General features: G+C 71.6%; 19 protein-coding genes and 1 pseudogene. 11 read left to right on the plus strand and 9 right to left on the minus strand.

Translation table 11 applies throughout. The features are described from left to right. The first annotated feature begins 7 nt into the window (after positions 1 to 7). The gene (locus tag OG978_RS12205) at positions 8 to 1,762 is read left to right on the plus strand and encodes an NAD+ synthase (protein WP_326765239.1); all 1,755 of its coding nucleotides are present in this window, start codon (positions 8 to 10) and stop codon (positions 1,760 to 1,762) included. Positions 1,763 to 1,813: 51 nt separating this feature from the next. Here OG978_RS12205 and OG978_RS12210 read toward each other — a convergent pair whose 3' ends face one another. The 4 genes from OG978_RS12210 to OG978_RS12225 form a co-directional block, all read right to left on the minus strand. After that, a complete protein-coding gene (locus tag OG978_RS12210; RefSeq protein ID WP_326765240.1) occupies positions 1,814 to 3,034 on the minus strand; it encodes an MFS transporter in 1,221 nt (406 codons plus the stop codon). Between the two features lie 227 nt (positions 3,035 to 3,261). Then, entirely contained in the window at positions 3,262 to 4,302 is a 1,041-nt protein-coding gene (locus OG978_RS12215; RefSeq protein ID WP_326765241.1) for an endonuclease/exonuclease/phosphatase family protein, read from the minus strand. A gap of 225 nt (positions 4,303 to 4,527) precedes the next feature. Beyond that, positions 4,528 to 5,172 carry a TetR/AcrR family transcriptional regulator gene (locus tag OG978_RS12220; RefSeq protein WP_326765242.1) on the minus strand — a complete coding sequence of 215 codons (645 nt, stop codon included), beginning with the start codon at positions 5,170 to 5,172 and terminating at the stop codon, positions 4,528 to 4,530. A 140-nt stretch (positions 5,173 to 5,312) separates the two neighbouring features. After that, positions 5,313 to 6,929, minus strand: coding sequence for an MFS transporter (locus tag OG978_RS12225; RefSeq protein ID WP_326765243.1), 1,617 nt, complete (start codon positions 6,927 to 6,929; stop codon positions 5,313 to 5,315). A gap of 174 nt (positions 6,930 to 7,103) precedes the next feature. Between OG978_RS12225 and panB the strand changes: the two genes are divergently transcribed. The 3 genes from panB to OG978_RS12240 all read left to right on the plus strand — a co-directional run bounded on the left by panB (position 7,104) and on the right by OG978_RS12240 (position 10,065). Further along, the gene (gene panB, locus OG978_RS12230) at positions 7,104 to 7,991 is read left to right on the plus strand and encodes a 3-methyl-2-oxobutanoate hydroxymethyltransferase (protein ID WP_326765244.1); all 888 of its coding nucleotides are present in this window, start codon (positions 7,104 to 7,106) and stop codon (positions 7,989 to 7,991) included. Between the two features lie 200 nt (positions 7,992 to 8,191). Continuing rightward, entirely contained in the window at positions 8,192 to 9,214 is a 1,023-nt protein-coding gene (locus OG978_RS12235; RefSeq protein ID WP_326765245.1) for an ATP-binding cassette domain-containing protein, read from the plus strand. Next, positions 9,211 to 10,065, plus strand: a complete 855-nt coding sequence (locus OG978_RS12240) for an ABC transporter permease (protein ID WP_326765246.1) — start codon at positions 9,211 to 9,213, stop codon at positions 10,063 to 10,065. Before OG978_RS12235 ends, OG978_RS12240 begins: the two co-directional genes overlap by 4 nt. A 9-nt stretch (positions 10,066 to 10,074) precedes the next feature. Here OG978_RS12240 and OG978_RS12245 read toward each other — a convergent pair whose 3' ends face one another. Beyond that, positions 10,075 to 13,380, minus strand: coding sequence for a BTAD domain-containing putative transcriptional regulator (locus OG978_RS12245; protein WP_326765247.1), 3,306 nt, complete (start codon positions 13,378 to 13,380; stop codon positions 10,075 to 10,077). 205 nt (positions 13,381 to 13,585) lie between these two features. Here OG978_RS12245 and OG978_RS12250 point away from each other — a divergent pair, with 205 nt between their 5' ends. After that, positions 13,586 to 14,392 carry a site-2 protease family protein gene (locus OG978_RS12250; RefSeq protein ID WP_326765248.1) on the plus strand — a complete coding sequence of 269 codons (807 nt, stop codon included), beginning with the start codon at positions 13,586 to 13,588 and terminating at the stop codon, positions 14,390 to 14,392. Positions 14,393 to 14,407: 15 nt separating this feature from the next. On the opposite strand, the gene OG978_RS12255 is transcribed toward OG978_RS12250, so the two are convergent. Together OG978_RS12255 and npdG are read right to left on the minus strand one after the other, a co-directional pair. Continuing rightward, a complete protein-coding gene (locus OG978_RS12255; protein ID WP_326765249.1) occupies positions 14,408 to 14,581 on the minus strand; it encodes a hypothetical protein in 174 nt (57 codons plus the stop codon). 123 nt (positions 14,582 to 14,704) lie between these two features. Beyond that, positions 14,705 to 15,415, minus strand: a complete 711-nt coding sequence (gene npdG / locus OG978_RS12260; protein ID WP_326765250.1) for an NADPH-dependent F420 reductase — start codon at positions 15,413 to 15,415, stop codon at positions 14,705 to 14,707. 119 nt (positions 15,416 to 15,534) lie between these two features. Between npdG and OG978_RS12265 the strand changes: the two genes are divergently transcribed. After that, positions 15,535 to 16,137, plus strand: a complete 603-nt coding sequence (locus OG978_RS12265) for a hypothetical protein (RefSeq protein ID WP_326765251.1) — start codon at positions 15,535 to 15,537, stop codon at positions 16,135 to 16,137. A gap of 138 nt (positions 16,138 to 16,275) precedes the next feature. Beyond that, on the plus strand, positions 16,276 to 17,523 hold the full coding sequence (locus OG978_RS12270) for an MFS transporter (RefSeq protein ID WP_326770002.1): 1,248 nt from the start codon (positions 16,276 to 16,278) through the stop codon (positions 17,521 to 17,523). A gap of 43 nt (positions 17,524 to 17,566) precedes the next feature. On the opposite strand, the gene OG978_RS12275 is transcribed toward OG978_RS12270, so the two are convergent. Continuing rightward, positions 17,567 to 17,797 carry a hypothetical protein gene (locus OG978_RS12275; protein WP_326770003.1) on the minus strand — a complete coding sequence of 77 codons (231 nt, stop codon included), beginning with the start codon at positions 17,795 to 17,797 and terminating at the stop codon, positions 17,567 to 17,569. A 58-nt stretch (positions 17,798 to 17,855) separates the two neighbouring features. On the opposite strand from OG978_RS12275, the gene map reads away from it, so the two are divergent. Beyond that, complete coding sequence (gene map, locus OG978_RS12280) at positions 17,856 to 18,713, plus strand: type I methionyl aminopeptidase (RefSeq protein WP_326765252.1); 858 nt, start codon at positions 17,856 to 17,858, stop codon at positions 18,711 to 18,713. A 269-nt stretch (positions 18,714 to 18,982) separates the two neighbouring features. Next, positions 18,983 to 19,648 (plus strand): biliverdin-producing heme oxygenase, encoded by a 666-nt coding sequence (locus tag OG978_RS12285; protein ID WP_326765253.1) that lies wholly within the window; start codon positions 18,983 to 18,985, stop codon positions 19,646 to 19,648. A 53-nt stretch (positions 19,649 to 19,701) separates the two neighbouring features. On the opposite strand, the gene OG978_RS12290 is transcribed toward OG978_RS12285, so the two are convergent. Then, positions 19,702 to 20,388, minus strand: coding sequence for a PhzF family phenazine biosynthesis protein (locus OG978_RS12290; RefSeq protein WP_326765254.1), 687 nt, complete (start codon positions 20,386 to 20,388; stop codon positions 19,702 to 19,704). Positions 20,389 to 20,518: 130 nt separating this feature from the next. Between OG978_RS12290 and OG978_RS12295 the strand changes: the two are divergent. After that, a pseudogene (locus OG978_RS12295) lies at positions 20,519 to 20,777 on the plus strand (hemin ABC transporter ATP-binding protein); the annotation flags it as partial. 191 nt (positions 20,778 to 20,968) lie between these two features. Beyond that, the gene (gene efeO, locus OG978_RS12300; RefSeq protein WP_326765255.1) at positions 20,969 to 22,105 is read left to right on the plus strand and encodes an iron uptake system protein EfeO; all 1,137 of its coding nucleotides are present in this window, start codon (positions 20,969 to 20,971) and stop codon (positions 22,103 to 22,105) included. The last annotated feature ends 15 nt before the right edge of the window (positions 22,106 to 22,120 follow it).

Raw genomic sequence — 22,120 nt, forward strand, 5'->3', positions numbered from 1 at the left:
GGTGCGCGTGCCTCAACTACGTCTCGCACTGAACCAGATCGACTCGACCGTCGGTGATCTCTCCGGCAACTCCGAGGCGATCGTCCACTGGACCCGGCACTCCGCCGAACAGGGCGCCCACCTGGTGGCGTTCCCGGAGATGGTGCTGACCGGCTACCCCGTCGAGGACCTGGCCCTGCGCCCGTCCTTCGTCGAGGCCTCGCGGCAGGCGCTGCGCGCGCTCGCCGCCCGGCTCGACGCGGAGGGCTTCGGGGAGCTCCCGGTCGTCGTCGGTTACCTCGACCGCTCCGAGACGGCCCAGCCCCGCTACGGCCAGCCCGCGGGCTCCCCGCGGAACGCCGCCGCGGTGCTGCACCGGGGGCAGGTGGCGCTGACCTTCGCCAAGCACCACCTCCCCAACTACGGCGTCTTCGACGAGTTCCGGTACTTCGTGCCGGGCGACTCGATGCCGGTCGTGCGGGTCCACGGCGTCGATGTGGCGCTCGCGATCTGCGAGGACCTCTGGCAGGACGGCGGCCGGGTGCCGGCCGCGCGGGCCGCCGGTGCCGGGCTGCTGCTGTCGATCAACGCCTCGCCGTACGAGCGGGACAAGGACGACACCCGGCTGGAACTGGTCCGCAAGCGGGCCCAGGAGGCCGGCTGCACCACCGCGTACCTGGCGATGATCGGCGGCCAGGACGAGCTGGTCTTCGACGGCGACTCGATCGTCGTCGACCGGGACGGCGAAGTGATCGCCCGTGCCCCGCAGTTCGCCGAGGGCAGCGTCGTACTCGACCTGGAGCTGCCGGCCGCCGCCGCCGAGCCGCCGTCCGGTGTCGTCAACGACGGGCTGCGGATCGACCACGTGGTGCTCTCGGAGGAGCCCCTCCCGGCGTACCCGGCGGAGCTGGCGGGCGGATACGCCGAGCGGCTGGACGACGACGAGGAGCTGTACTCGGCACTGGTCGTGGGCCTGCGGGCGTACGCCGCCAAGAACGGCTTCAGCAGTGTGCTGATCGGGCTCTCCGGCGGGATCGACTCGGCGCTGGTCGCGGCGATCGCCTGCGACGCGCTGGGCGCGCAGAACGTGTACGGCATCTCGATGCCGTCGAAGTACTCCTCGGACCACTCCAAGGGCGACGCGGCCGAGCTGGCCCGCCGTACCGGGCTGAACTTCCGCACCGTACCGATCGAGCCGATGTTCGACGCGTACATGGGCTCGCTCGGACTCTCCGGTCTCGCCGAGGAGAACCTGCAGTCCCGGCTGCGCGGCACGATGCTGATGGCCGTCTCCAACCAGGAGGGCCAGATCGTCCTCGCACCGGGCAACAAGTCCGAGCTGGCGGTCGGCTACTCGACGCTGTACGGCGACTCGGTCGGGGCGTACGGCCCGATCAAGGACGTCTACAAGACGTCGATCTTCCGCCTGGCGAAGTGGCGCAACCGGGCCGCCGAGGAGCGCGGGCAGATCCCGCCGATCCCGGAGGCGTCCATCATCAAGCCGCCCAGCGCCGAGCTGCGCCCGGGACAGGTCGACACGGACTCGCTGCCCGACTACGACGTACTGGACCGGATCCTGGAGCTGTACGTCGACCGGGACCAGGGTCTGGACGAGATCGTCGCGGCCGGCTTCGACAAGGCGCTGGTGGCGAAGACGCTGCGGATGGTGGACACGGCGGAGTACAAGCGGCGGCAGTACCCGCCGGGCACGAAGATCTCCCCGAAGGGCTTCGGCAAGGACCGGCGGCTGCCGATCACCAACCGGTGGCGCGAGTCGGGCTGAGCGGGGCGCGGCGCGGTGACCGGGTCCGCCCGGTCACCGCGCCCTCGCGTTTCAGCGCGCGTCCACGCGGGTCCCCTCCCGCGCGGGCCGCGCGTCCGCACGGGCCACCACCCTCGACGCCCCCGGTGTGCGCTCCCGGTCCAGCAGGCCCGCCCTGACCGCCACGGCCAGGCCGGCGACCGCGAGGGCCGCGCCGACCAGGGCCGGGGAGGTCCACCCCCAGCCCGCCGCGATCGCAACGCCGCCCAGCCACGCGCCGCCCGCGTTGGCGAGGTTGAACGCGGAGTGGTTGGAGGCGGACGCCAGGGTCGGGGCGTCCTTGGCCTTGTTCATGACCAGCATCTGGAGCGGCGTGGTCGTCATGAAGCCGACTGCGCCGAGCAGCACCACCATCACCAGCGCGGCCCACCGCACATGGACGGCGAACGGGAAGACGGCGAGGATGACGGCGAGCGCGCCGAGCGATCCGTACAGCGTCGGCCGGAGCGCCCGGTCGGTGAGCGGTCCCGCCGCGAGTGCGCCGAGGGTCATGCCGATGCCGAAGAGCGCGAGCACCGGCGTCACCGCGGACTCGCCGAAGCCCATCACTTCGGTCGTCATGGCCGAGAGGTAGGAGTACACGGCGAAGACTCCGGCGAAGCCGAACACGGCGGTGAGCAGTCCGAGCAGCACCTGACGGTTGCCGAGGGCGCGCAGCTCCCGGCCGAGGCCCTGGTGGGCGTCGACGGGCACCTGCGGTACGAGCCGGGCGAGCGCAGCCAGTGCGCAGAGCCCGATCGCAGCGACGACCAGGAAGGTGGCCCGCCAGCCGAGGTGCTGGCCGAGCAGGGTGGCCGCCGGGACACCGACGATATTGGCGACGGTGAGGCCGAGGAACATGGTGGCCACGGCCCGCGCCCGGCGCCCCTCGGGCACCAGCCGGGCCGCGACGACCGCGCCGACGCCGAAGAACGCCCCGTGCGGCAGCCCGGCCAGGAACCGGCCGCCGAGCAGCCAGCCGAAGCCGGGGGCGAACGCGGAGGCGAGGTTGCCGACGGTGAAGAGGACCATCAGCAGCAGGAGCATCCGCTTGCGCGGGATCCGGGAGCCGACGGCGGTGAGCAGCGGGGCTCCCACCACGACGCCGATCGCGTACGCCGAGACGAGGTATCCGGCGGTGGGTACGGACGTGCCCAGGTCGTCCGCGACATTGGGCAGCAGGCCCATCATCACGAACTCCGTGGTACCGATGCCGAAGGCGCTCACCGCGAGTGCGAGCAGGGCCAGGGGCATGAGGAGAGACCTTTCCGCAGGGAAGCCGGGCCCGCCCGCCGGGCATGGCTGACCGGTGGGCGGGAGGCACAGGAGGGAACCGGGCGGGCCGGCGCGCGGCCGGGCCGGCACCATCGCCGGATGCCCTTGGTTCCCGAACGGAACAAATTCTCTCAGACGGTTTGTTCCCGCGGGTGAACGGACCGTTTCGTCAGCGTTCGCCCTCGGTGGCGGAACGGCTCACCGCGTCACAGTTCCACGCGCGCCACGATCGGCAGGTGGTCGCTGTCCGTCGCCGCGAGCGTCCATGAGGACATCGGTTCGACGCCCTTCACCAGGATCTGATCGATCCGCGCCATCGGGAACGAGGCCGGCCAGCTGAAGCCGAAGCCGTCGCCGGCCGCGCCCTGGGTGGAGCGCATCTGGGCGGTGACCGCGTTCAGCGAGCGGTCGTTCATCGTGCCGTTGAGGTCGCCGAGCAGGATCACCTTGTCGAGCCGTTCGTCGGCGATGGCCTCGCCCAGGGCGTCCGCGCTGTCGTCGCGCTGGTTGGCGGTGAATCCGGCGTGCAGCTTGACCCGTACGGACGGCAGATGGGCCACGTAGACGGCGACCTCGCCCTTCGGGGTCGTCACCGTGGAGCGCATCGCCCGGGTCCAGCCCATCTTGATGTCGACCGGCCTGGTGCCGCTCATGGGGTACTTGCTCCACAGGCCGACGGTCCCCTGCACCGAGTGGTACGGGTAGCGGCCGGCGAGTGCCTCCTCGTACGTCGCGACCTTGCCGCTCGGCAGCTCCTCCAGGGCGATGACGTCGGCGCCGGAGGCCGCGACCTTCCGGGCGGTGCCCCTGGGGTCGGGGTTGTCGGCGTTGACGTTGTGGGTGGCCACGGTGAGGTCGCCGCCGCTGCCGGACTTGTCGGTGAGCAGGCCGCCGAAGATGTCGAACCAGACCACGACCGGCAGCAGCAGGGCGATCAGCGCGGTCGCCGAGCGGCGCACCAGGCCCAGGACCAGCAGCAGCGGGACGAACACCCCGATCCACGGCAGGAACGTCTCGGAGAGGCTGCCCAGGTTGCCGATGGCGTTCGGGATCTGGGCGTGGAAGGCCATCACGAGGGTGAGGAGGACCGAGCAGAGGGCGAGGACGATGCCGCGCCGCCAGATGCCCCGGTCGCGGGTCAGCCTGTCGCGCAGGTCCCGGAAACGGGATCCCGGCCCGACGCGCTCCGGCTCCGGTTCCGGTTCCGCACGGTCGTTCCCGGTGTCCGCTCCGTACGCCTGCACCATCGCGCTGTCCTCACTGCCTTGCCGTGCATGTTGCCGCGCCCACGACCCTAGGCGATGGGCGGCGTGTTTCCTGCCGTCGACGACGGCCGTACTGCCACGAGGACGAAGGGCGAGGTCCGGCGGGTTCCGGGCGGGCGGGGTATGCCGGGGCTTGTGACAGAACGATCACACTCGGGCGGGTCCGGTTCCGGAACCGGTTCCGGGAGTGCCAGGCGTCCGGGAGTGTCAGGCATCGGGGGCCGGGCGGGGCGCCAGGCCCTCGACCAGGACCTGGACGATGCGGTCGGCGAGATCCTCGGGCAGCGGCGCGTCGGGCCGGTGGATGGTGCGTACGAGCATGGGCCCCAGGAACAGGTCGTCCATCAGCCCCACGTCCAGGTCCGCGCGGAGTTCACCGGCGTCGACCGCGCGCTGCACGGCGGCCAGCATGGCGACACGGCGGGGCGCGATGACGTTGCTCTGGTACTCCGCCCACAGCTTGGGGTGGCTCTTCATCTGCGCGAAGACGTTGTGCAGCAGCACCGAGGAGCGCTGGGCCAGGCCGCGCCTGCGCAGCGAATCCAGCAGCAGCCGCAGATCGTCGAGACCGGCGGTGCCGGAGACCGCGGGTTCCGGCGGCTCCATGTCCCGCAGGACGTCGACGAAGAGTTCTTCCTTGCCGCTCCACCGCCGGTAGATCGTCGCCTTGCCGACCCCGGCGGTCCGGGCTATCCGCTCGATGGACAGGGCCGCCAGCGGCTCGCCGGCCTCCAGCAGCTCGACGACGGCGTCCAGGATCGCCCGCTCGGCCGCCGCGCTGCGCGGCCGGCCCCGTCGCGGTTCCGGATCCGCCCGGAACGGATGCTCCCGGTCCTGTGCCTGTGCCCGCACGTCAGTCCGCCTTTCGCCACACCGTCCGACCGCCGTCACGATTCTCGCCGACGGTGGCGGTGGCTCCGTGAGCCGCCCCCGGGACCGGGGGGTCGCCCGGGTCCCGGGGCGTCTCTGTCAGCTCTTCCGGGCCGCCGGTCTCATCGGCCCGCCCCCGCCGCACGCACCGACCGGTCGCCCCTGCCGGATCCGCCGGGCCCCTCTCCGGCGGGCGGCTTCCCCGGCAGGAACAGCGCGACCACGAGGGCGCCCACCAGGGCGATGGTCGCCGAACCGATGGCGGTGACATGCATGGCCCTCAGGAACGCGTCGTTCGCCGAGGCAATCAGCGGGGCGCCCGCCGGGCCCAGCTTGTCCGCGATGCCGAGCGTCGCCTCGATCGACTCCCCCGCCGCCTGTCTGGCGCCGGCCGGGACCGCGCCGAGGTGCCCCTCGATGCTGCCCCGGTAGACGGTGGAGAGCACCGAGCCGAGCACGGCGACCCCGAGCGCCCCGCCGACCTGCCGGAAGGTGTTATTGACGGCCGATCCGGAACCGGCTTTCTCCCGGGGCAGCGCCTGCATCACGGAGACGGTGACCGGCGTCATCACATGCGCCATGCCCGTGCCCTGGACGAAGAAGAGCAGGCACAGCACCCAGACCGGCGTGGTGTCGTCGAACAGCGCGAACGCCGCCAGTCCGACCGCGACCAGCAGCATGCCGGCGGTGCAGGTGGCGCGGGCGCCGAAGCGGTCGACGAGCAGCCGGGCCCGGGGCGCGAAGATCATCTGGGTGGCGGCCAGCGGCAGGAGCATCAGGCCCGCCTGCAGCGCGGTCCAGCCGCGCACGCTCTGCATGTAGAAGGCGGAGAAGAAGGTCACCCCCAACAGCGCGAAGAAGACCAGCGCTATGGCGGCGACGGCCGCGGAGAACGACGGCTCCCTGAAGTACGAGATGTCGAGGGCCGGGTGGGTGCTGCGCTTCTCGTGCCAGACGAACCCGACCAGGACGAGCAGACCGCCGAAGCTCGACAGGAGCACGACGGGGTCGGTGAAGTCGGCGATCTGGCCGCCGCGGATGATGCCGTACACCAGCAGCACCAGGCCGACGATGGAGAGCACCACGCCGAGCGGGTCGGTCCGGCCCGGGTCGGGGTCCTTGGAGTCCGGCACCAGCAGCATCATCGCGATCAGCGCCACGATCACCACGGGCACATTGACCAGGAAGATCGAACCCCACCAGAAGTGTTCGAGCAGCAGCCCGCCGGTGATCGGGCCGATCGCGATGGCCACGCCGACGCTGCCGGCCCAGATGCCGATGGCCCTGGGCTGTTCGTCGCGCTCGAAGACGTTCATCAGGACGGCGAGGGTGGCCGGCATGACGAACGCGGCGCCGAACCCCATCAGGGCACGCCAAGTGATCAGCTCGGCGGGCGAGCCGGACATGGCGGCCAGCGCGGAGCCGACACCGAAGAGCAGGATGCCGAAGAGCAGCACCTTCTTGCGGCCGATGCGGTCGCCGAGCAGGCCGGCGGTGAAGAGGAATCCGGCGAAGACGAGCGTGTAGGCGTTGATCGCCCACTCCAGCTGGCTCTGGGTGGCGCCCAGGCCGGTGGGTGCGGGGCTGGCGATGGTCTTGACCGCGACGTTCAGGATCGAGTTGTCCAGCACGACGATGAGCAGGCTGAACATCAGGACGACGAGGGTCGCCCAGCGGCGACGGTGGACCGCCTCCGGAATCTGGGGCGCGGCAGCGCGAGCACCGGACGGTATCGACATGACATGGAGCTTATCCGATTTCGATACGAGACCGTCTCGTATTGGAAAGGTGTTTGGGAAACCCTTTGACGGCGTGTGCGGGCCCACTTCCCGTGGACCGCCGCGGGATGCCACCATGGAACCGGTCCGGGGACGCCGTCAGGGCGCCTCGAGATGACGAAGGAGCCGTTGGCAATGTCGCTTCAGGCTGCGCAGAATCAGTCCGCAACACCCCCCGCGGGTACCCGCACCGACAGCAGCAAGGCGCTGTACGGAGGCAAGAGCACCCGCCGTATCTCCATCCACGACATCGCCGCCGCCACCGAGCGCGGCGAGAAGTGGCCCATGCTCACCGCCTACGACGCGATGACCGCGTCCGTCTTCGACGAGGCCGGGATCCCGGTCATGCTCGTCGGCGACTCCATGGGCAACTGTCACCTCGGTTACGAGACCACCGTGCCCGTCACGATGGACGAGATCGCGATCCTCTCCGCGGCGGTCGTACGGGGCACCAAGCGTGCCCTGATCGTCGCGGACCTGCCCTTCGGGGCGTACCAGGAGAGCCCCGTCCAGGCCCTGCGCAACGCCACCCGGCTGATCAAGGAGTCCGGCGTCGGCGCGGTCAAGCTGGAGGGCGGCGAGCGCAGCCACGAACAGATCAAGCTGCTCGTCGACGCGGGCATCCCGGTCATGGCCCACATCGGCCTGACCCCGCAGTCCGTCAACGCGATGGGCTACCGGGTGCAGGGCCGCGGCGAGGAGGCCGCCCAGCAGATGCTGCGCGACGCCAAGGCCGTGCAGGACGCGGGCGCGTTCGCCGTCGTCCTGGAGCTCGTACCGGCCGAGCTGGCCGCCGAGGTCACCCGCACCCTGCACATCCCGACCGTCGGCATCGGCGCCGGTCCCGACACGGACGCCCAGGTGCTGGTCTACACCGACATGGTCGGGCTGACCGGCGGCAAGGTGCCGCGCTTCACCAAGCAGTACGCAAACCTGCGCAAGGTACTGGGTGACGCGGCGAAGGAGTTCGCGGAAGAGGTCGTGGGCGGCGCCTTCCCGGCCGCCGAGCACACCTTCCACTAGGGCCTGTCCGGCGGATCATGGCCGGGGTCGCGGCGTCTGGCACGGCACCTCGCGGCGTTGCCGAAACGTCCGAATAGCTCCGCTATTAAGATCCACTGGTCCCCACCGGACCACTGCCCGCACCACCGACAGCCCGCCGACATCCCCCATCGGCGGGCTGTCGGCCTGCTGTCGGTGGGCTGTCGGTGACGGCTGGTCCCATGGTGGACATGACGCGAATCGACAAGAACCCCAGGAGCGGCGCGAACGCCGTCGAGGTCCGGGGGCTGGTCAAGCACTACGGCTCGACCAAGGCGCTGGACGGCGTGGACCTCGATGTCCGCGAAGGCACCGTGCTCGGTGTCCTCGGCCCCAACGGCGCGGGCAAGACCACGCTCGTACGCTGCCTTTCCACCCTGATCCTCCCCGACGCCGGACACGCCACCGTGGCGGGCTACGACGTGGTGAAGCAGCCGCGGCAGCTGCGCCGCACCATCGGTCTGACCGGGCAGTACGCCTCGGTCGACGAGAAGCTCTCCGGCTGGGAGAACCTCTACATGATCGGGCGGCTGCTCGATCTGCCCCGCAAGGCCGCCCGTTCACGGGCCGACGAGCTGCTGGAGCGGTTCTCGCTCACCGACGCCGCCAAGAAGGCCGCGATGGACTACTCCGGCGGCATGCGGCGCCGGCTCGACCTGGCCGCCTCGATGATCGGCAACCCGGCCGTCCTGTATCTGGACGAGCCGACGACGGGGCTGGACCCCCGTACCCGTAACGAGGTCTGGGACGAGGTGCAGCGGATGGTCGCGGAGGGGGCGACCGTGCTGCTCACCACCCAGTACATGGAAGAGGCCGAGCAGCTCGCCAACGAGCTGACCGTCATCGACAAGGGGAAGATCATCGCCCGCGGCGGTGTCGACGAGCTGAAGGCGAAGGTCGGCGGCCGCACCCTGCAGATCCGGCCCTCGGACCCGGCGCAGCTGCCCGCGATGGCGCAGGCGATCCGGGAGGCGGGCCTCGACGGGGTCTCGGGCACGCAGGCCGTCCCGGACGAGGGACTGCTGTACGTACCGATCCTCAGCGACGAGCAGCTGACCGCCGTCATCGGCCTGCTCGGCGCCCGCGGCTTCTCGCTGGCGCACGTCGCCACGGCGCTGCCCAGCCTGGACGAGGTGTTCCTGGCCATCACCGGCGAGAAGTCCGCTTCCGTCACCGACACGATCCCCGAGGAGGTCGCGGCATGAGCACAGCGACTCTGACACCCACGCCCACGCCCACCGAGTCCGCCCGGGTGAAGACGGTCCACGACGAGGGCCGGATAGGTCTGCGGAACAACCTGCGCCACATCGGGGCGCTGGTGCGGCGCAACATGCTCCAGATCAAGAAGGATCCGGAGTCGATGTTCGACGCGCTCCTGATGCCCGTCATCTTCACGCTGCTGTTCGTGTACGTCTTCGGCGGATCGGTCGGCGGCAGCATGGGCGGCGGCCGGCAGGAGTATCTGAACTACCTGATCCCCGGGCTGATGGCGATGATGGGCATGAACATCGCCATGGCGGTCGGCTCCGGTGTCAACGACGACTTCCGCAAGGGCGTCATGGACCGGTTCCGGACGATGCCGATCGCCCGTTCCTCGGTGCTCATCGCGAAGATCGTGGTCGAGCTAGGCCGGATGATGGTCGCCACCCTCATCCTGCTGGCCATGGGCTTCGCGCTCGGCATGGAGCTCCAGGAGTCGGTGCTCGGGCTGATCGGGGCGATCGCGCTGTCGGCCGCGTTCGGCGCCGCCATCATGTGGATCTTCATCCTGCTCGGACTGACCATGAAGACGGCCCAGGCGGTTCAGGGAATGGGGATGCTCGTGCTGATGCCGCTCCAGTTCGGCTCCTCGATCTTCGCCCCGACGAAGACGATGCCCGGCTGGCTCCAGACGTTCACCGACTACAACCCGCTGTCCAACCTGGCGGACGCCGCGCGCGCCCTGATGATGGGCGGCCCGCTCGCCCACTCGGTCCTGGTGACGCTCGGCTGGACCGTGGTCATCACCGCGGTGATGGCCCCGCTCGCGGTCGCCAAGTTCCGCAAGAAGTCCTGACGGACGGGGTCACTCCCGGTACGCGTCCACGAGGGCGGTGGCCTCCTCCAGGGAGAGGCCGCCGCCCTCGGCGTACGCACTCTCGTAGGCGGCCCGGCCGAGCACGGCGACGGCCAGTTCCTCCGCCCGGGCCCATTCGTTGCGCTCCATCGACGTCCGCACATGGCCCCGGGGCAGCAGCTCCTGGCCGGCCCCCAGCAGCCGGGCCGCGGTCGTGGCCCGTCGCTCGCCGCCGATGCCGGCCAACGAGCGGGCGAGGGAGACGAGCTGGATGACGGACATCTGCGGGGCCACCAACTGCGACAGCCGGTCGTGGGACCGCTCCAGCGCCACCAGGCCCCGGGGCAGGGCTTCCGCGTACAGCCCGTCCTGGTTGTCCAGCCAGGACAGCGCGCCCAGCACGACCCCTTCGAAGATCGCCATGGTCTCGGAGTGGAACTCCTCGCGCAGCACGGCCAGTTGCTCGCGTGCCTCGCCGGTGCGGTCACTGCGCCCCAGCCACATGGCCAGATGGAGCCGGGCGATGGACCTCGCGTCGTGCCGCTCGGCGATCACCTCGCGCAGGATCGCCTCGCCCTCGGTGCCGCGGCCCATCTCGGTGAGCACGGCCGCGTATCTGGTACGCAGGACCGCCACCTGGGAGGGTGCGCCCAGCTTCTTCGCGTAGCCGATGGCGACCTCGAAGTCCTCGGCCGCGCGCGCGTACTCGCCCCGGCGCTCGTTGGCCTCGCCCCGTGCCGAGAGCGATTCGGCGACGCCCCAGTCGTCACCGAGCCGGTTGAAGAACTCCAGGCTCTCGTCGGCGTCCGTGCGCGCGTCGCCCGCCCACTCGGGCCGGTTGGCCAGCACGTTGGCCCGCATCTGAAGGGCCGCGGCGAGCTCCCATTCGTAGCCAAACTCCCGGCAGGCGCGGACCGTCTCGTCCAGCAGCTCGCGCAGGCTGTCGGTCTCCCCGACGAGCATGACCGCGAAGAACCAGAGCGATGCCGGGACCCGGCAGGTCTGCGGCTGGCCGGCCCGGTAGGTGTCCGCGATGACCCGCAGTCGGGACATGCTCGCCTCGTCGGTCCACCTCTCCGCGGCGTGGTCCATGCTGACCAGCCGGATCAGGCCCGCCTGGCGGCGTGCCTCCTGGAGCATCTCGGGCCCCATGGGCGGCGGCGCGTCGGTGCAGCGTTCGTGGATGGAGGGCGCGGGCTCGGCGGGCGGGGCGAAGGGGTCGGGGCCCAGTGCGGCGGCGGCGTCGGCCCAGTGCAGCGCGTCGCTGCTCAGATCGCGCATCTGCCAGTACCAGCACAGCGAGAGCACCATGCAGAGCGCCTCCTGCTCGTCGCGGGCGGCGACGGCGTTGCGCAGGGCGGTGCGGATGTTCTCGTACTCGCGCTGGAGGAGTTCGACGGCGGACCGCTGTCCGGCGCCGCGGAGTTCGGGGTCCGTGGTGCGGACCAGCTCCCGGAAGAACACCAGGTGGCGCCGGACCACGGGGCCGCGTTCCGCCGCCTCGTCGAGCCGTGCGGCGGCGTACTCGCCGACGGTCTCCAGCAGCCGGTAGCGCATCTCGCCGTCCTCGGCGGGCGCGGCGACGACGAGCGACTTGTCGACGAGGGAGCCGAGCAGCCCGGCGACCTCGCGCGCCTCCCGGGGCCCGTCCGCGCAGACCGCCTCGGCCGCGGTCAGGGTGCAGCCGCCCGCGAAGACGGAGAGCCGGCGCAGCACGGCGCGTTCGGGTTCGTCGAGGAGGTCCCAGGACCAGTCGACGACGGCGCGCAGGGTCTGCTGCCGGGGCAGTACGGTGCGGGCTCCGCTGGTGAGCAGGCGGAACCGGTCGTCGAGCCGGTCGGCGATCTGGCGCGGGGTGAGCATCCGCAGCCGGGCGGCGGCGAGTTCGATGGCGAGCGGCAGTCCGTCGAGGCGGCGGCAGATCTCCGCCGAGGCGGCCGCGGTCTCCTCGTCCGCGTCGGTCCGGAAGCCCGGCCGGGCGGCGGCGCCGCGTTCGGCGAACAGGCGCAGCGCCATCGGGTCGGGCAGCGGTTCGACGGGGCGGAGGAACTCGCCCGGCACGCCGAGGGGTTCACGGCTGGTCGCGAGCACGGTGAGGTGCGGGCAGTGGGCGAGCAGGTGGTCGGCGAGGTCGGCGGCGGCCCCGACGAGGTGTTCGCAGTTGTCCAGGAGCAGCAGCATGCGGCGCCGGGAGCAGTGCTCGGTGAGGCGTGCGAGGGGGTCGCTCGCGTTGCCTTCGGCGGCCCTGAGCTCCTCGGCGCCGGCGCCGCGCAGCACGGTCTGGCGGGCGCCGAGCGCGGTCAGTATGGCCTCCGGCACTGCCTCGGGGTCGTCGACGGGGGCGAGTTCGGCCAGCCAGACACCGTCCGGCCAGGTGGCTGCGACGGATTCGGCGGCCTCCTGGGAGAGCCGGGTCTTGCCCGCGCCGCCGGGGCCCAGGAGGGTGACGAGACGGGCGTGCGAGAGGTCCTCGCGCAGGGCGTCGATATCGCCCTCGCGCCCGACGAAACTGGTGAGCCGGGCCCGGAGGTTGCCCTGCGGTGCGGCGGGGGCCCCGGTGCGGGCGGGCGGGGGCGGGGCGGCCGGGCGCGCCGGGTCCTGGCGGAGCAGTTCGGCGTGGAGCGAGCGCAGTTCGGGTCCGGGGTCGGTGCCGAGGCGGTCGGCGAGTTCGGTACGTACCTCGTCGTAGGCGGCCAGTGCCTGGGCCGTGCGCCCGGCGTCGCGCAGGGCCCGCAGCCGCAGGGCCTGGAGGGGTTCGTCGATCGGGTGCTCGGCGCACAGGGCGACCAGTTCGGGCAGGGCCTCGTCCGCGCGGCCGAGCGCGAGGGCCGCGCGGAGCCGGTTGCGGCGGGCGTCCAGGCGCCGGGCCTCCCAGCGGGCCGCGACGGCGTCGCGGTCGGGCAGATCGGCCAGGGCCGGCCCGCTCCACAGGCCGAGCGCGTCGTCGAGCACGGTCCCGGCCTTCGCCGCGTCGCCCTCTTCCAGCGCCCGCGTGCCCTCCCCCGCGAGCCGTTCGAAGCGGTGGAGGTCGATGGCGTCCGGCTCTGCGGCCAGCCGGTAGCCGCTCTCCACGGAGACGATCTCGTCGTGGCCTACGGCCCGCCGGAGCCGGCCGACGAGCGCCTGCAGGGCCCCCACCGCGTCGGCGGGCGGCTCGCCGTCCCACACCTCGTCGACGAGCACGGCGGCCGGGACGGCACGGCCGGGACGCAGCGCGAGGACGGTGAGCAGGGCGCGCAGCCGCGCCCCGCCGATGGTGACGGCCGTGCCGTCGTCGCGGAGTGCCCGGGTCGTGCCGAGGATGCAGTAACGCACCGGCCTATTCTCCGTGACCGGGATCGGGATGGGCACACATGTCCGGCCGTGCCCCTGTGCGCCGTGTTCCGGGATCGCTCGTCATGCCCCCACCCTTTCCACAACCACCGCCCCGGCGCGAGACGTTCGTGACGTGTCGCCTGTACGGTCGGGCTCGCCGCCCACCGCACCGTTCCCCTTCCGGCCACCCGTCAGGAGTTCGCCGATGACCACCGCAGCAGCCCGCAGCGACCGGCGGATCAGCCCGGTCTTCCTCGGGATCGTCGCCGTGGGGGCGGTGTCGGGCTGGGCGGTGTGGACGGGCACCGGATATCCGTACGGGCTCGCCGTCTTCGTCTTCGTCACGGCGGCGTGGGTGGTCTCGCTCTGCCTGCACGAGTACGCGCACGCCCGCACCGCGCTGCACAGCGGGGACCTCTCGGTCGGCGCGAAGGGGTATCTCAGCCTGAATCCGCTCGCCTACACGCACGCTCTGCTCAGCATCGTGCTGCCGGTGCTGTTCGTGATCATGGGCGGCATCGGTCTGCCCGGCGGCGCCGTCTTCATCGAGCGGGGGCGGATCCACGGGCGCTGGAAGCACAGCCTGATCTCGGCGGCGGGCCCGCTGACGAATGTCCTGTTCGCGCTGGTGTGCACGGCGCCGTTCTGGCTGCACGCGCTGGACGGCGTCCCGAGGGAGTTCCGGTACGCGCTGGCGTTCCTGGCCCTGCTCCAGGTCACCGCGGCGATCCTGAACTTCCTGCCGGTCCCCGGGCTGGACGGGTACGGGGTGATCGAGCCCTGGCTGTCGTACCGGATCCGGCGCAAGGTGGAGCCGTTCGCGCAGTTCGGACTGCTCGCGGTGTTCGGCGTGCTGTGGATCCCGGAGGTCAACCACGTCTTTTTCGACCTGGTCCACGGTGTGCTGGATTCACTGGGCGTGAGCGGCCTGGGGACGGAGTGCGGCCGTGCCGCCTACCAGTTCTGGGAGAACTGGAACGAGGAGTATCCGGTCTGCGCCGTCGGCCCGTGACCGGGGAACCGGCCCTCAGCCGGCGCTCTGGGCGCGCTGCCGGCGCACGTAGAACCACGCCATGTTGGACGAGAGCCCGGCCAGCAGCACCCAGACGATCCCGAGCAGGTTGCCCTGGGCGAACGAGATCACGGCCGCGACGACAGCCAGGACACAGACGGTGATGGCGTAGAGAGCGAGTCGGGGCATGGGGGCGGCTCCTGTCGGGGGTGGTGCACGGTCCCGTCCAGTGTCCCCCATGCCCCTTTCCGCTCGCCGCAGGGTGGGGCCGGGAGCGGCTCCGGCTCGGACGTCGGCGGTGGCCGGCCCGGCTCAGACGTCGGTGGTACGGAGCCCCGCGTGCGCCTTGTAGCGGCGGTTGACCGAGATCAGGTTGGCGACCAGCGACTCGACCTGGTGCGCGTTGCGCAGCCGCCCGGCGAAGATGCCGCGCATGCCGGGGATCCGGCCCGCCAGCGCCTGTACGAGGTCGGTGTCGGCGCGGGCCTCGCCCAGCACCAGCACGTCGGTGTCGATCTCCTCGATGGCCTCGTCCTGCAACAGGACCGCCGAGAGATGGTGGAAGGCGGCGGTGACCCGGGACTCCGGCAGCAGGGCGGCGGCCTGCTCGGCGGCGCTGCCCTCCTCGGGCTTCAGCGCGTAGGCGCCCTTCTTGTCGAAGCCGAGCGGGTTGACGCAGTCGATGACGAGCTTGCCCGCGAGCTCGTCCCGCAGCGACTCCAGGGTCTTGGCGTGCCCGTCCCACGGCACGGCGACGATCACGACGTCGCTGCGGCGCGCGCACTCCGCGTTGTCCGCGCCCTCGACGCCGTGGCCCAGCTCGTCGGCGGCGCTCTTCGCGCGGTCGGCGGCCCGGGAGCCGATGATCACCTTCTGCCCGGCGCGGGCGAACCGGTAGGCGAGGCCGCGCCCCTGGGGTCCGGTGCCACCGAGCACGCCGACGGTCAGCCCGGAGACGTCGGGAAGGTCCCAGGGGTCCTTGGCGGGGGGCTTGGCCGCGCTGTCACTGTCATTCGTAGTCATGGCTCCGACATTACTGCCCGCCACGGAGCGCGACCCGGTGTCGGCCGTAGCGCCCCGTTCGGCTGGTCCGCGGCCGTTCTCCGGTGCCGGGCACAGGGCCTGGGGCATGATGCCGGGCCATGGATGCCGTACGCGTCGCCCTGCTCCGTGAAGTGCTCGCCGGGACCGAGTGGCCCGCCGCGACCCGGCGGTTCGCCGGAGCGCTGAGGTCGTCCGTCGTGCCGCACGGCGGCGGTCTGCTGCTGGTGGGGACGGCGGCGTACGAGCCGTGGCATCTGGCGGCCCATCTGGTCGACGAGTCCACCTGGTCCGGGCTGCCGGAGCTGGCCCCCACGCTGGTACGCCATCGGGTGGAGCCGGGCAGCCCCGCGCATCTGGCCGTCGGCCTGGGCCGGATCGAGGCGGCCGGGCGGGGCGAGACGCTGCTCCTGGTGGCCCCGGAGCGGCCCGGCGCGGGGCTGCTGGAGCGGGTGCACGACGCGCGCCGCGCCGGGGCCACGGTGCTCTCGCTGAACGACGGCGACCCGGAGGTGCGCGGGCTCGCCCACGAGACGCTCGCGGTGACCGGCGCCGACGATGTCGACCTGGACACCGTGCAGCATCTGGTGAGCGCGGCGGCCGGGGAGAACAGCGCCCCCGCGCCGCGCGGCCGACGCGGTTTCCGGGACCGGCTGTCCCGGCTCGCCGACCAGCTGACGGCGCCGCCTCCGGCCCGCTGGTGACGGCCGGGGTGCCGGGCCCGGCACCCCGGCCGTCGGCGGAAATTCCGTTGCGGCGGTACCCGCGGCGCCGGAGCATGGCCTCCTGTGACCTCTGCCCCGTCCCCGGCCGCCCGGCTGGCCGCCCTGCTGCCCGATCTCATGCCCCTGCGCTCCTCGGCCGACTTCCGGCTGCTGTGGATCCAGGGTCTGGTGACGTACTTCGGCAGCTTCATGGCGATGATCGCGCTGCCGCTCCAGATCAAGGAGCTGACGGGTTCGCCGCTGGCCGTCGGCGTGATGGGCGCGGTCGAACTGGTGCCGCTGGTCGTCTTCGGCCTGTACGGCGGGGCGCTCGCGGACGCCGCGGACCGCCGCAAGGTGATCCTGGCCACGGAGGCGGGGCTGGGGCTGCTCGCTCTCGTGCTCCTGGTGAACGCGGCGCTGCCCGGCCCGATGCTCTGGCCGCTCTACCTGGTCGCGGCCGGGGTCTCCGCGCTCGCCGGGCTCCAGCGGCCCGCGCTGGACTCCCTGATGGCCCGGATCGTGCCGCACGAGCAGTTGACCGCGGCCGCCGCGCTGAACTCGTTGCGCTGGCAGTTCGGCGCGATCACCGGTCCCGCGGTGGCGGGCCTGGTGGTGGCGTACGCCGGGCACGCCACGGCGTACGCCGTCACAGTGGCCACGTTCGCCGTCTCCGTGCTCCTGTGTCTGCGCCTGACGCCTGCACCGCCCGCCCGGGACAGCCAGAAGCCCTCGCTGCGCGGGATCGCCGAGGGGGCGCGGTACGCCTGGAGCCGGCCGGTACTGCTGGGGACGTACGCGGTCGACCTGGCGGCGATGTTCTTCGCCTACCCGAACACGATCTTCCCGTTCCTCGCGGACGAGCTGGACGCCGACTGGTCGCTGGGCCTGATGTACGCCGCTGGCTCGGTCGGATCGCTGGTGCTGGGGCTGACCAGCGGCTGGACGTCGCGGGTGCGGCGGCACGGGCTGTTCGTGGTGTTCGGCGCCGCGGTCTGGGGGCTGGCGATCGCGGCGGCCGGCTGGTTCGGCAATGTGTGGCTGGTGCTGGTCTGCCTGGCGGTGGCGGGCGCGGGCGACATGCTCAGCGGTCTGGGCCGCTCCACGATCTGGAACCAGACCATCCCGGAGGAGCTGCGGGGCCGGCTGGCGGGCATCGAGGTGCTCTCGTACAGCGTCGGCCCGCAGCTGGGTCAGGTGCGGGCCGGTGCGATGGCGGGCTGGACGGGGACCCGGTCGGCGATCTGGAGCGGCGGTGTGGCGTGCGTGGCCTCGGTCGCGCTGCTCACGGCAGCGCTCCCGAAGCTGCTCACCTACGACTCCGAGACGGACGAGGACGCGCTGCGCAGGCGGGACGCCAGGGAATCCAGCCCGTCCGCGGCCTGAGGAACGGGCCCCCTGGGCGGGGGCCCCGGCGCGGCGCCCCCGGTCATGCCTCCGGATCGGGCGGCGTGCCCCCGTCGTGCCACTTGGGGTCGTTCTCCCACTCCAGGTTCCGCTCCCGGGCGGTGTCCATGGCGTGATGGGCCTCCTCACGGGAGGTGTACGGCCCGAAACGGTCCTTGGCCGGGCACTCGGGGCCCTCCTCGACCTTCTGATGCTCCAGGCAGTAGTACCACTCGCCCGGCTTGCCGACCGTGCGCTTCTTGAACAGGGCCATCATCGGCTCCTTCCCTCGGAGCCATGCTGCCCCAAGCGCGCTGGTTAGACTCGCTGACATGTCTGGCCAGTCGCTGCTCGTACCCGGGGAGATCACTCCCATCCGCTCCGTACCCGGAAACATCCGGCGCCCCGAATACGTGGGCAAGCCGGCCCCCACCCCGTACACCGGTCCGGAGATCCAGGACACCGACACCATCGAGCGCATGCGCATCGCCGGCCGGATCGCCGCGCAGGCGATGGCGGAGGCGGCGAAGCACATCACCCCGGGCGTCACGACGGACGAACTCGACCGGGTCGCCCATGAGTTCATGTGCGACCACGGCGCCTACCCGTCGACGCTCGGCTACCGCGGATTCCCCAAGTCGCTCTGCACCTCGCTCAACGAGGTGATCTGCCACGGCATCCCGGACTCCACGGTGCTGCGCGACGGCGACATCGTGAACCTCGACGTCACGGCGTACCTCAACGGGGTGCACGGCGACAACAACGCCACGTATCTCTGCGGCGACGTGGACGAGGAGTCCCGGCTGCTGGTGGAGCGCACCGAGGAGTCGCTGAACCGGGCGATCAAGGCGGTCCGGCCGGGCCGACAGGTCAATGTGATCGGGCGGGTCATCGAGTCGTACGCCAAGCGCTTCGGCTACGGGGTGGTGCGGGACTTCACCGGGCACGGGATCAATTCCTCGTTCCACTCCGGCCTGATCATCCCGCACTACGACAGCCCGCACGCGACCACCGTGATGAAGCCCGGAATGACCTTCACCATCGAGCCGATGCTGACGCTGGGCAGCCACGACTACGACACGTGGGACGACGGCTGGACCGTGGTGACGAAGGACCGCAAGCGCACCGCGCAGTTCGAGCACACGCTGGTGGTGACGGAGACGGGCGCCGAGATCCTGACGCTCCCGTAACCTCCCGCACAGTTCCTCATCGGAAGCGGCCGCCCCCGGGCGGCCGCTTCCGCGTACCCGGCCGCTTACCCGGCCGCTTTCGCGTACCCCGCGCAGATGCGGAACCAGGCGTATCGTTTTTACCGACAGAGCGTCGGGAAGTTATTGACTTAGGTAAGCCTAAGTAAGAAGATCGGAGTTGTCGACAGCCACCGCCGCAACACGCGGTCGCTGCCGATCTTTCCGTCCCTTCCTGGATTTCCCGTCCCCTCGGTCCCCGGAGGCCCGCCTTGGACGCAACCGCCGCCACCACGCCCTTCTCGATGCTCATCCGCACCGCGTCGCACGAGCAGCACACCGAGGCGGAGACCTCGACCTTCATGGGCGACCTGCTGGGCGGGCGGCTCGGAGTGGACGCGTACACGCGGTACACCGAGCAGCTGTGGTTCGTGTACCGGGCACTGGAGGAGGGGGCACAGGCGTTGCACGCCGATCCGGTCGCCGGTCCGTTCATATGGCCCGAGCTGATGCGCACCGCCGAGCTGGAGCGCGATCTGACCCACCTGCGGGGCGCGGGCTGGCACGAGGGCCTGGAGCCGCTGCCTGCCACGGCCGCGTACGCCGCCCGGGTCACCGAGTGCGCCCGCAGCTGGCCGGCCGGTTACGTCGCACACCACTACACCCGCTACCTCGGTGACCTCTCCGGCGGCCAGATCATCCGCGACAGGGCGGAGAAGGCCTGGGGCTTCGCGCGCAAGGGCGACGGGGTCCGGTTCTACGTCTTCGAGGAGATATCCAACCCCGCCTCGTTCAAGCGGGGTTACCGCGAGCTGCTGGACGCGGTGGACGCGGACGACCTGGAGAAGCAGCGGATCATCGACGAGTGCAAGCGCGCGTTCACGCTGAACACGGCGGTGTTCCGGGAGCTGGGCGAGGAGTTCCCGCTCAGCGCGTAATGCCTTGCCCGGCAGGGTGGGTGACCGGGGTTCGCCGGTCACTCACCCCGTTTTCAGCGCCGGGCCCGGACGGCGGCGAGTGCCACGCGGCCCCCGACCTCCACCGTGCCGTCGGGCGCGGGAGCGGTGAGGATCTGGGAGCCGCGTCCTTGCGTGATGTTGAGGGCGCGCCCCAGCTCCGCGCTGAGCAGCAGCGCCGCCGCCCCGGTCGCCTCGTCCTCCACGATGTTGTCGTCGCGCCGGGGGAACGCCCGCGCCCTGACCCGGCCGGCCGCCTCGTCCTCCCAGGCCCATACGTACAGCCAGCCCTCCCCCGGCGGCGGCCCGGTGAGCGCCTCGACCTCGGCGACGGACCCGTACCGCTCCAGCGTGCGCGGGGGCGCCCACTCGGGGCGGGCGGTGATCCAGGTGAACTCGCCGTCCTGGCGGGCGAAGATCTCCCCGACCGGAAGCTCCAGGATCTCCAGATCGAGCAGCCAGGCCGCACCGACGAGCGGGTGCCCGGCGAACGGGAGGCGGAGCCCCGGGGTGTAGATGTCGACCTGTCCGCGCTCGGGGTCGTCGACGAACACCGTCTCGCTGAAGCCGAGCCGGCCGGCCAGTGCCTGCCGGGACGCCTGGTCCGGGTAGGCGCGGCCGTCACGCACCACACCCAGGGCGTTGCCGTGCCGGCCGTCGGGGCCGCAGAACACGCGTAGCACGTCGATGCCCGCGGGTACGTCGAAGTCGATGTCGCTCACATGGGCATTCAAGCACCGCCCGGGTGGCGGCCGTTCGGCCGGTCCACCCGGGCGGTGCTGTCACGGGACGACGCGGACGGGTCGGACGGTACGGCGACGGCGGGCCGCGATCACGACTCCGGCGGCGGCGAGGGAACTGGTGCTGCGGATCTGCCGGGAGCGGGCCGCCGCCGGGGACGCGGTCGTCGTGGTGCTGCACGATCCGGGTCTCGCGGCGGCGTACGCGGACCGGGCGGCCGGGCTGCACGGCGGGCGGATCGCGGTCGCGGGGCCGCCCGCCGAGGTGTTCGCGGGCGAGCTGCTCGGCGAGGTCCACCGGGCAGCCGGTCGAGGTGTTCCCGCATCCGCGGACCGGGGCGCCGCTCGTCGCGCCGACAAGAGGCGCTTGACCACCACTTGACCCTTCCTTGAGGCGCCCATGGGGTTCCCGTGATCACCTCGTTCCCGCAGCGCCGGGATGAGAGCTGAATCACTGCACGGGTGGGTACCGGTCAGGTAAGCCTCGGTTAAGTTAGGTCCGCCTCACCAGGCTTTGTCCGGATCTTCTCCGGCTTCTCCTTCGTCCTCATGTGGAGCCCGTATGCGAGCCGTTCGTTTCTCCGTCGTCACCGCTGCCGCCACGGTGGCCGCTCTGACCGCCGTCACGGGCTGCGCAGAGAAGAGCGACGGCAAGGGCGACGGCGCCCTGCAGGTCGTCGCGAAGGACGACTCCTGCGAGGTGTCGAAGAAGAAGCTTCCGGCCGGTCATATCGAACTGGCCGTGCAGAACAAGGGCTCCAAGGTCACCGAGGTCTATGTCCTCTTCCCGGACGACCGCATCGTCGCCGAGCGCGAGAACATCGGCCCCGGCACCAAGGCCAACATCACGGCCGAGATCAAGGCCGGTTCGTACGAGATCGCCTGCAAGCCCGGCATGAAGGGCCACGGCATCCGGCAGAAGCTGGAGGTCACCGGCGGCAAGGCGGCCAAGCGCAGCCCCGAGATGGACAAGGCCGTCGCGGAGTACCGCACCTACGTCCAGGCCCAGGCCGACGAGACGCTGCCGAAGGCCAAGAAGTTCACGGACGCCGTCGCGGCCGGTGACATCGAGGCCGCCAAGAAGATCTACGCCGACTCCCGGCTCGGCTGGGAGCGCACCGAGCCGGTCGCCGAGTCCTTCGGTGACATCGACCCGAAGGTCGACATCCGCGAGGACGGCCTGGAGGACGGCCAGGAGTGGACCGGCTGGCACCGTCTGGAGAAGGCGCTGTGGCAGGACAAGAAGCTGGGCGCCGAGGAGAAGGCCCTCGCCCCGGTTCTCTACAAGGACCTGGTCGACTGGCAGAAGCGGGTCGGCACGGCGGAGATCACCCCGACCTCGATGGCCAACGGCGCCAAGGAGCTCCTCGACGAGGTCGCCACCGGCAAGGTCACCGGTGAGGAGGAGCGCTACAGCCACACCGACCTGGTCGACTTCAAGGGCAACGTCGAGGGCGCCGAGAAGTCCTACGAGCTGCTGAAGCCGATCGCCTCGAAGAACGACGCGGCGCTGACCACCACCCTGGACAAGCGGTTCGCGGAGCTCGACACGCTGCTGGACAAGTACCGCAAGGACAAGAGCTCCTACGAGTTCACCTCGTACGAGAAGGTCGGCAAGGCGGACCGCAAGGAGCTTTCGGACGCGGTCAACGCGCTGGCCGAGCCGCTGTCCCGGCTCGCCGCCGCGGTGACGAAGTAACGAGCGGGAAGGCTC

This window comes from Streptomyces sp. NBC_01591, assembly GCF_035918155.1.
Classification (GTDB): domain Bacteria; phylum Actinomycetota; class Actinomycetes; order Streptomycetales; family Streptomycetaceae; genus Streptomyces.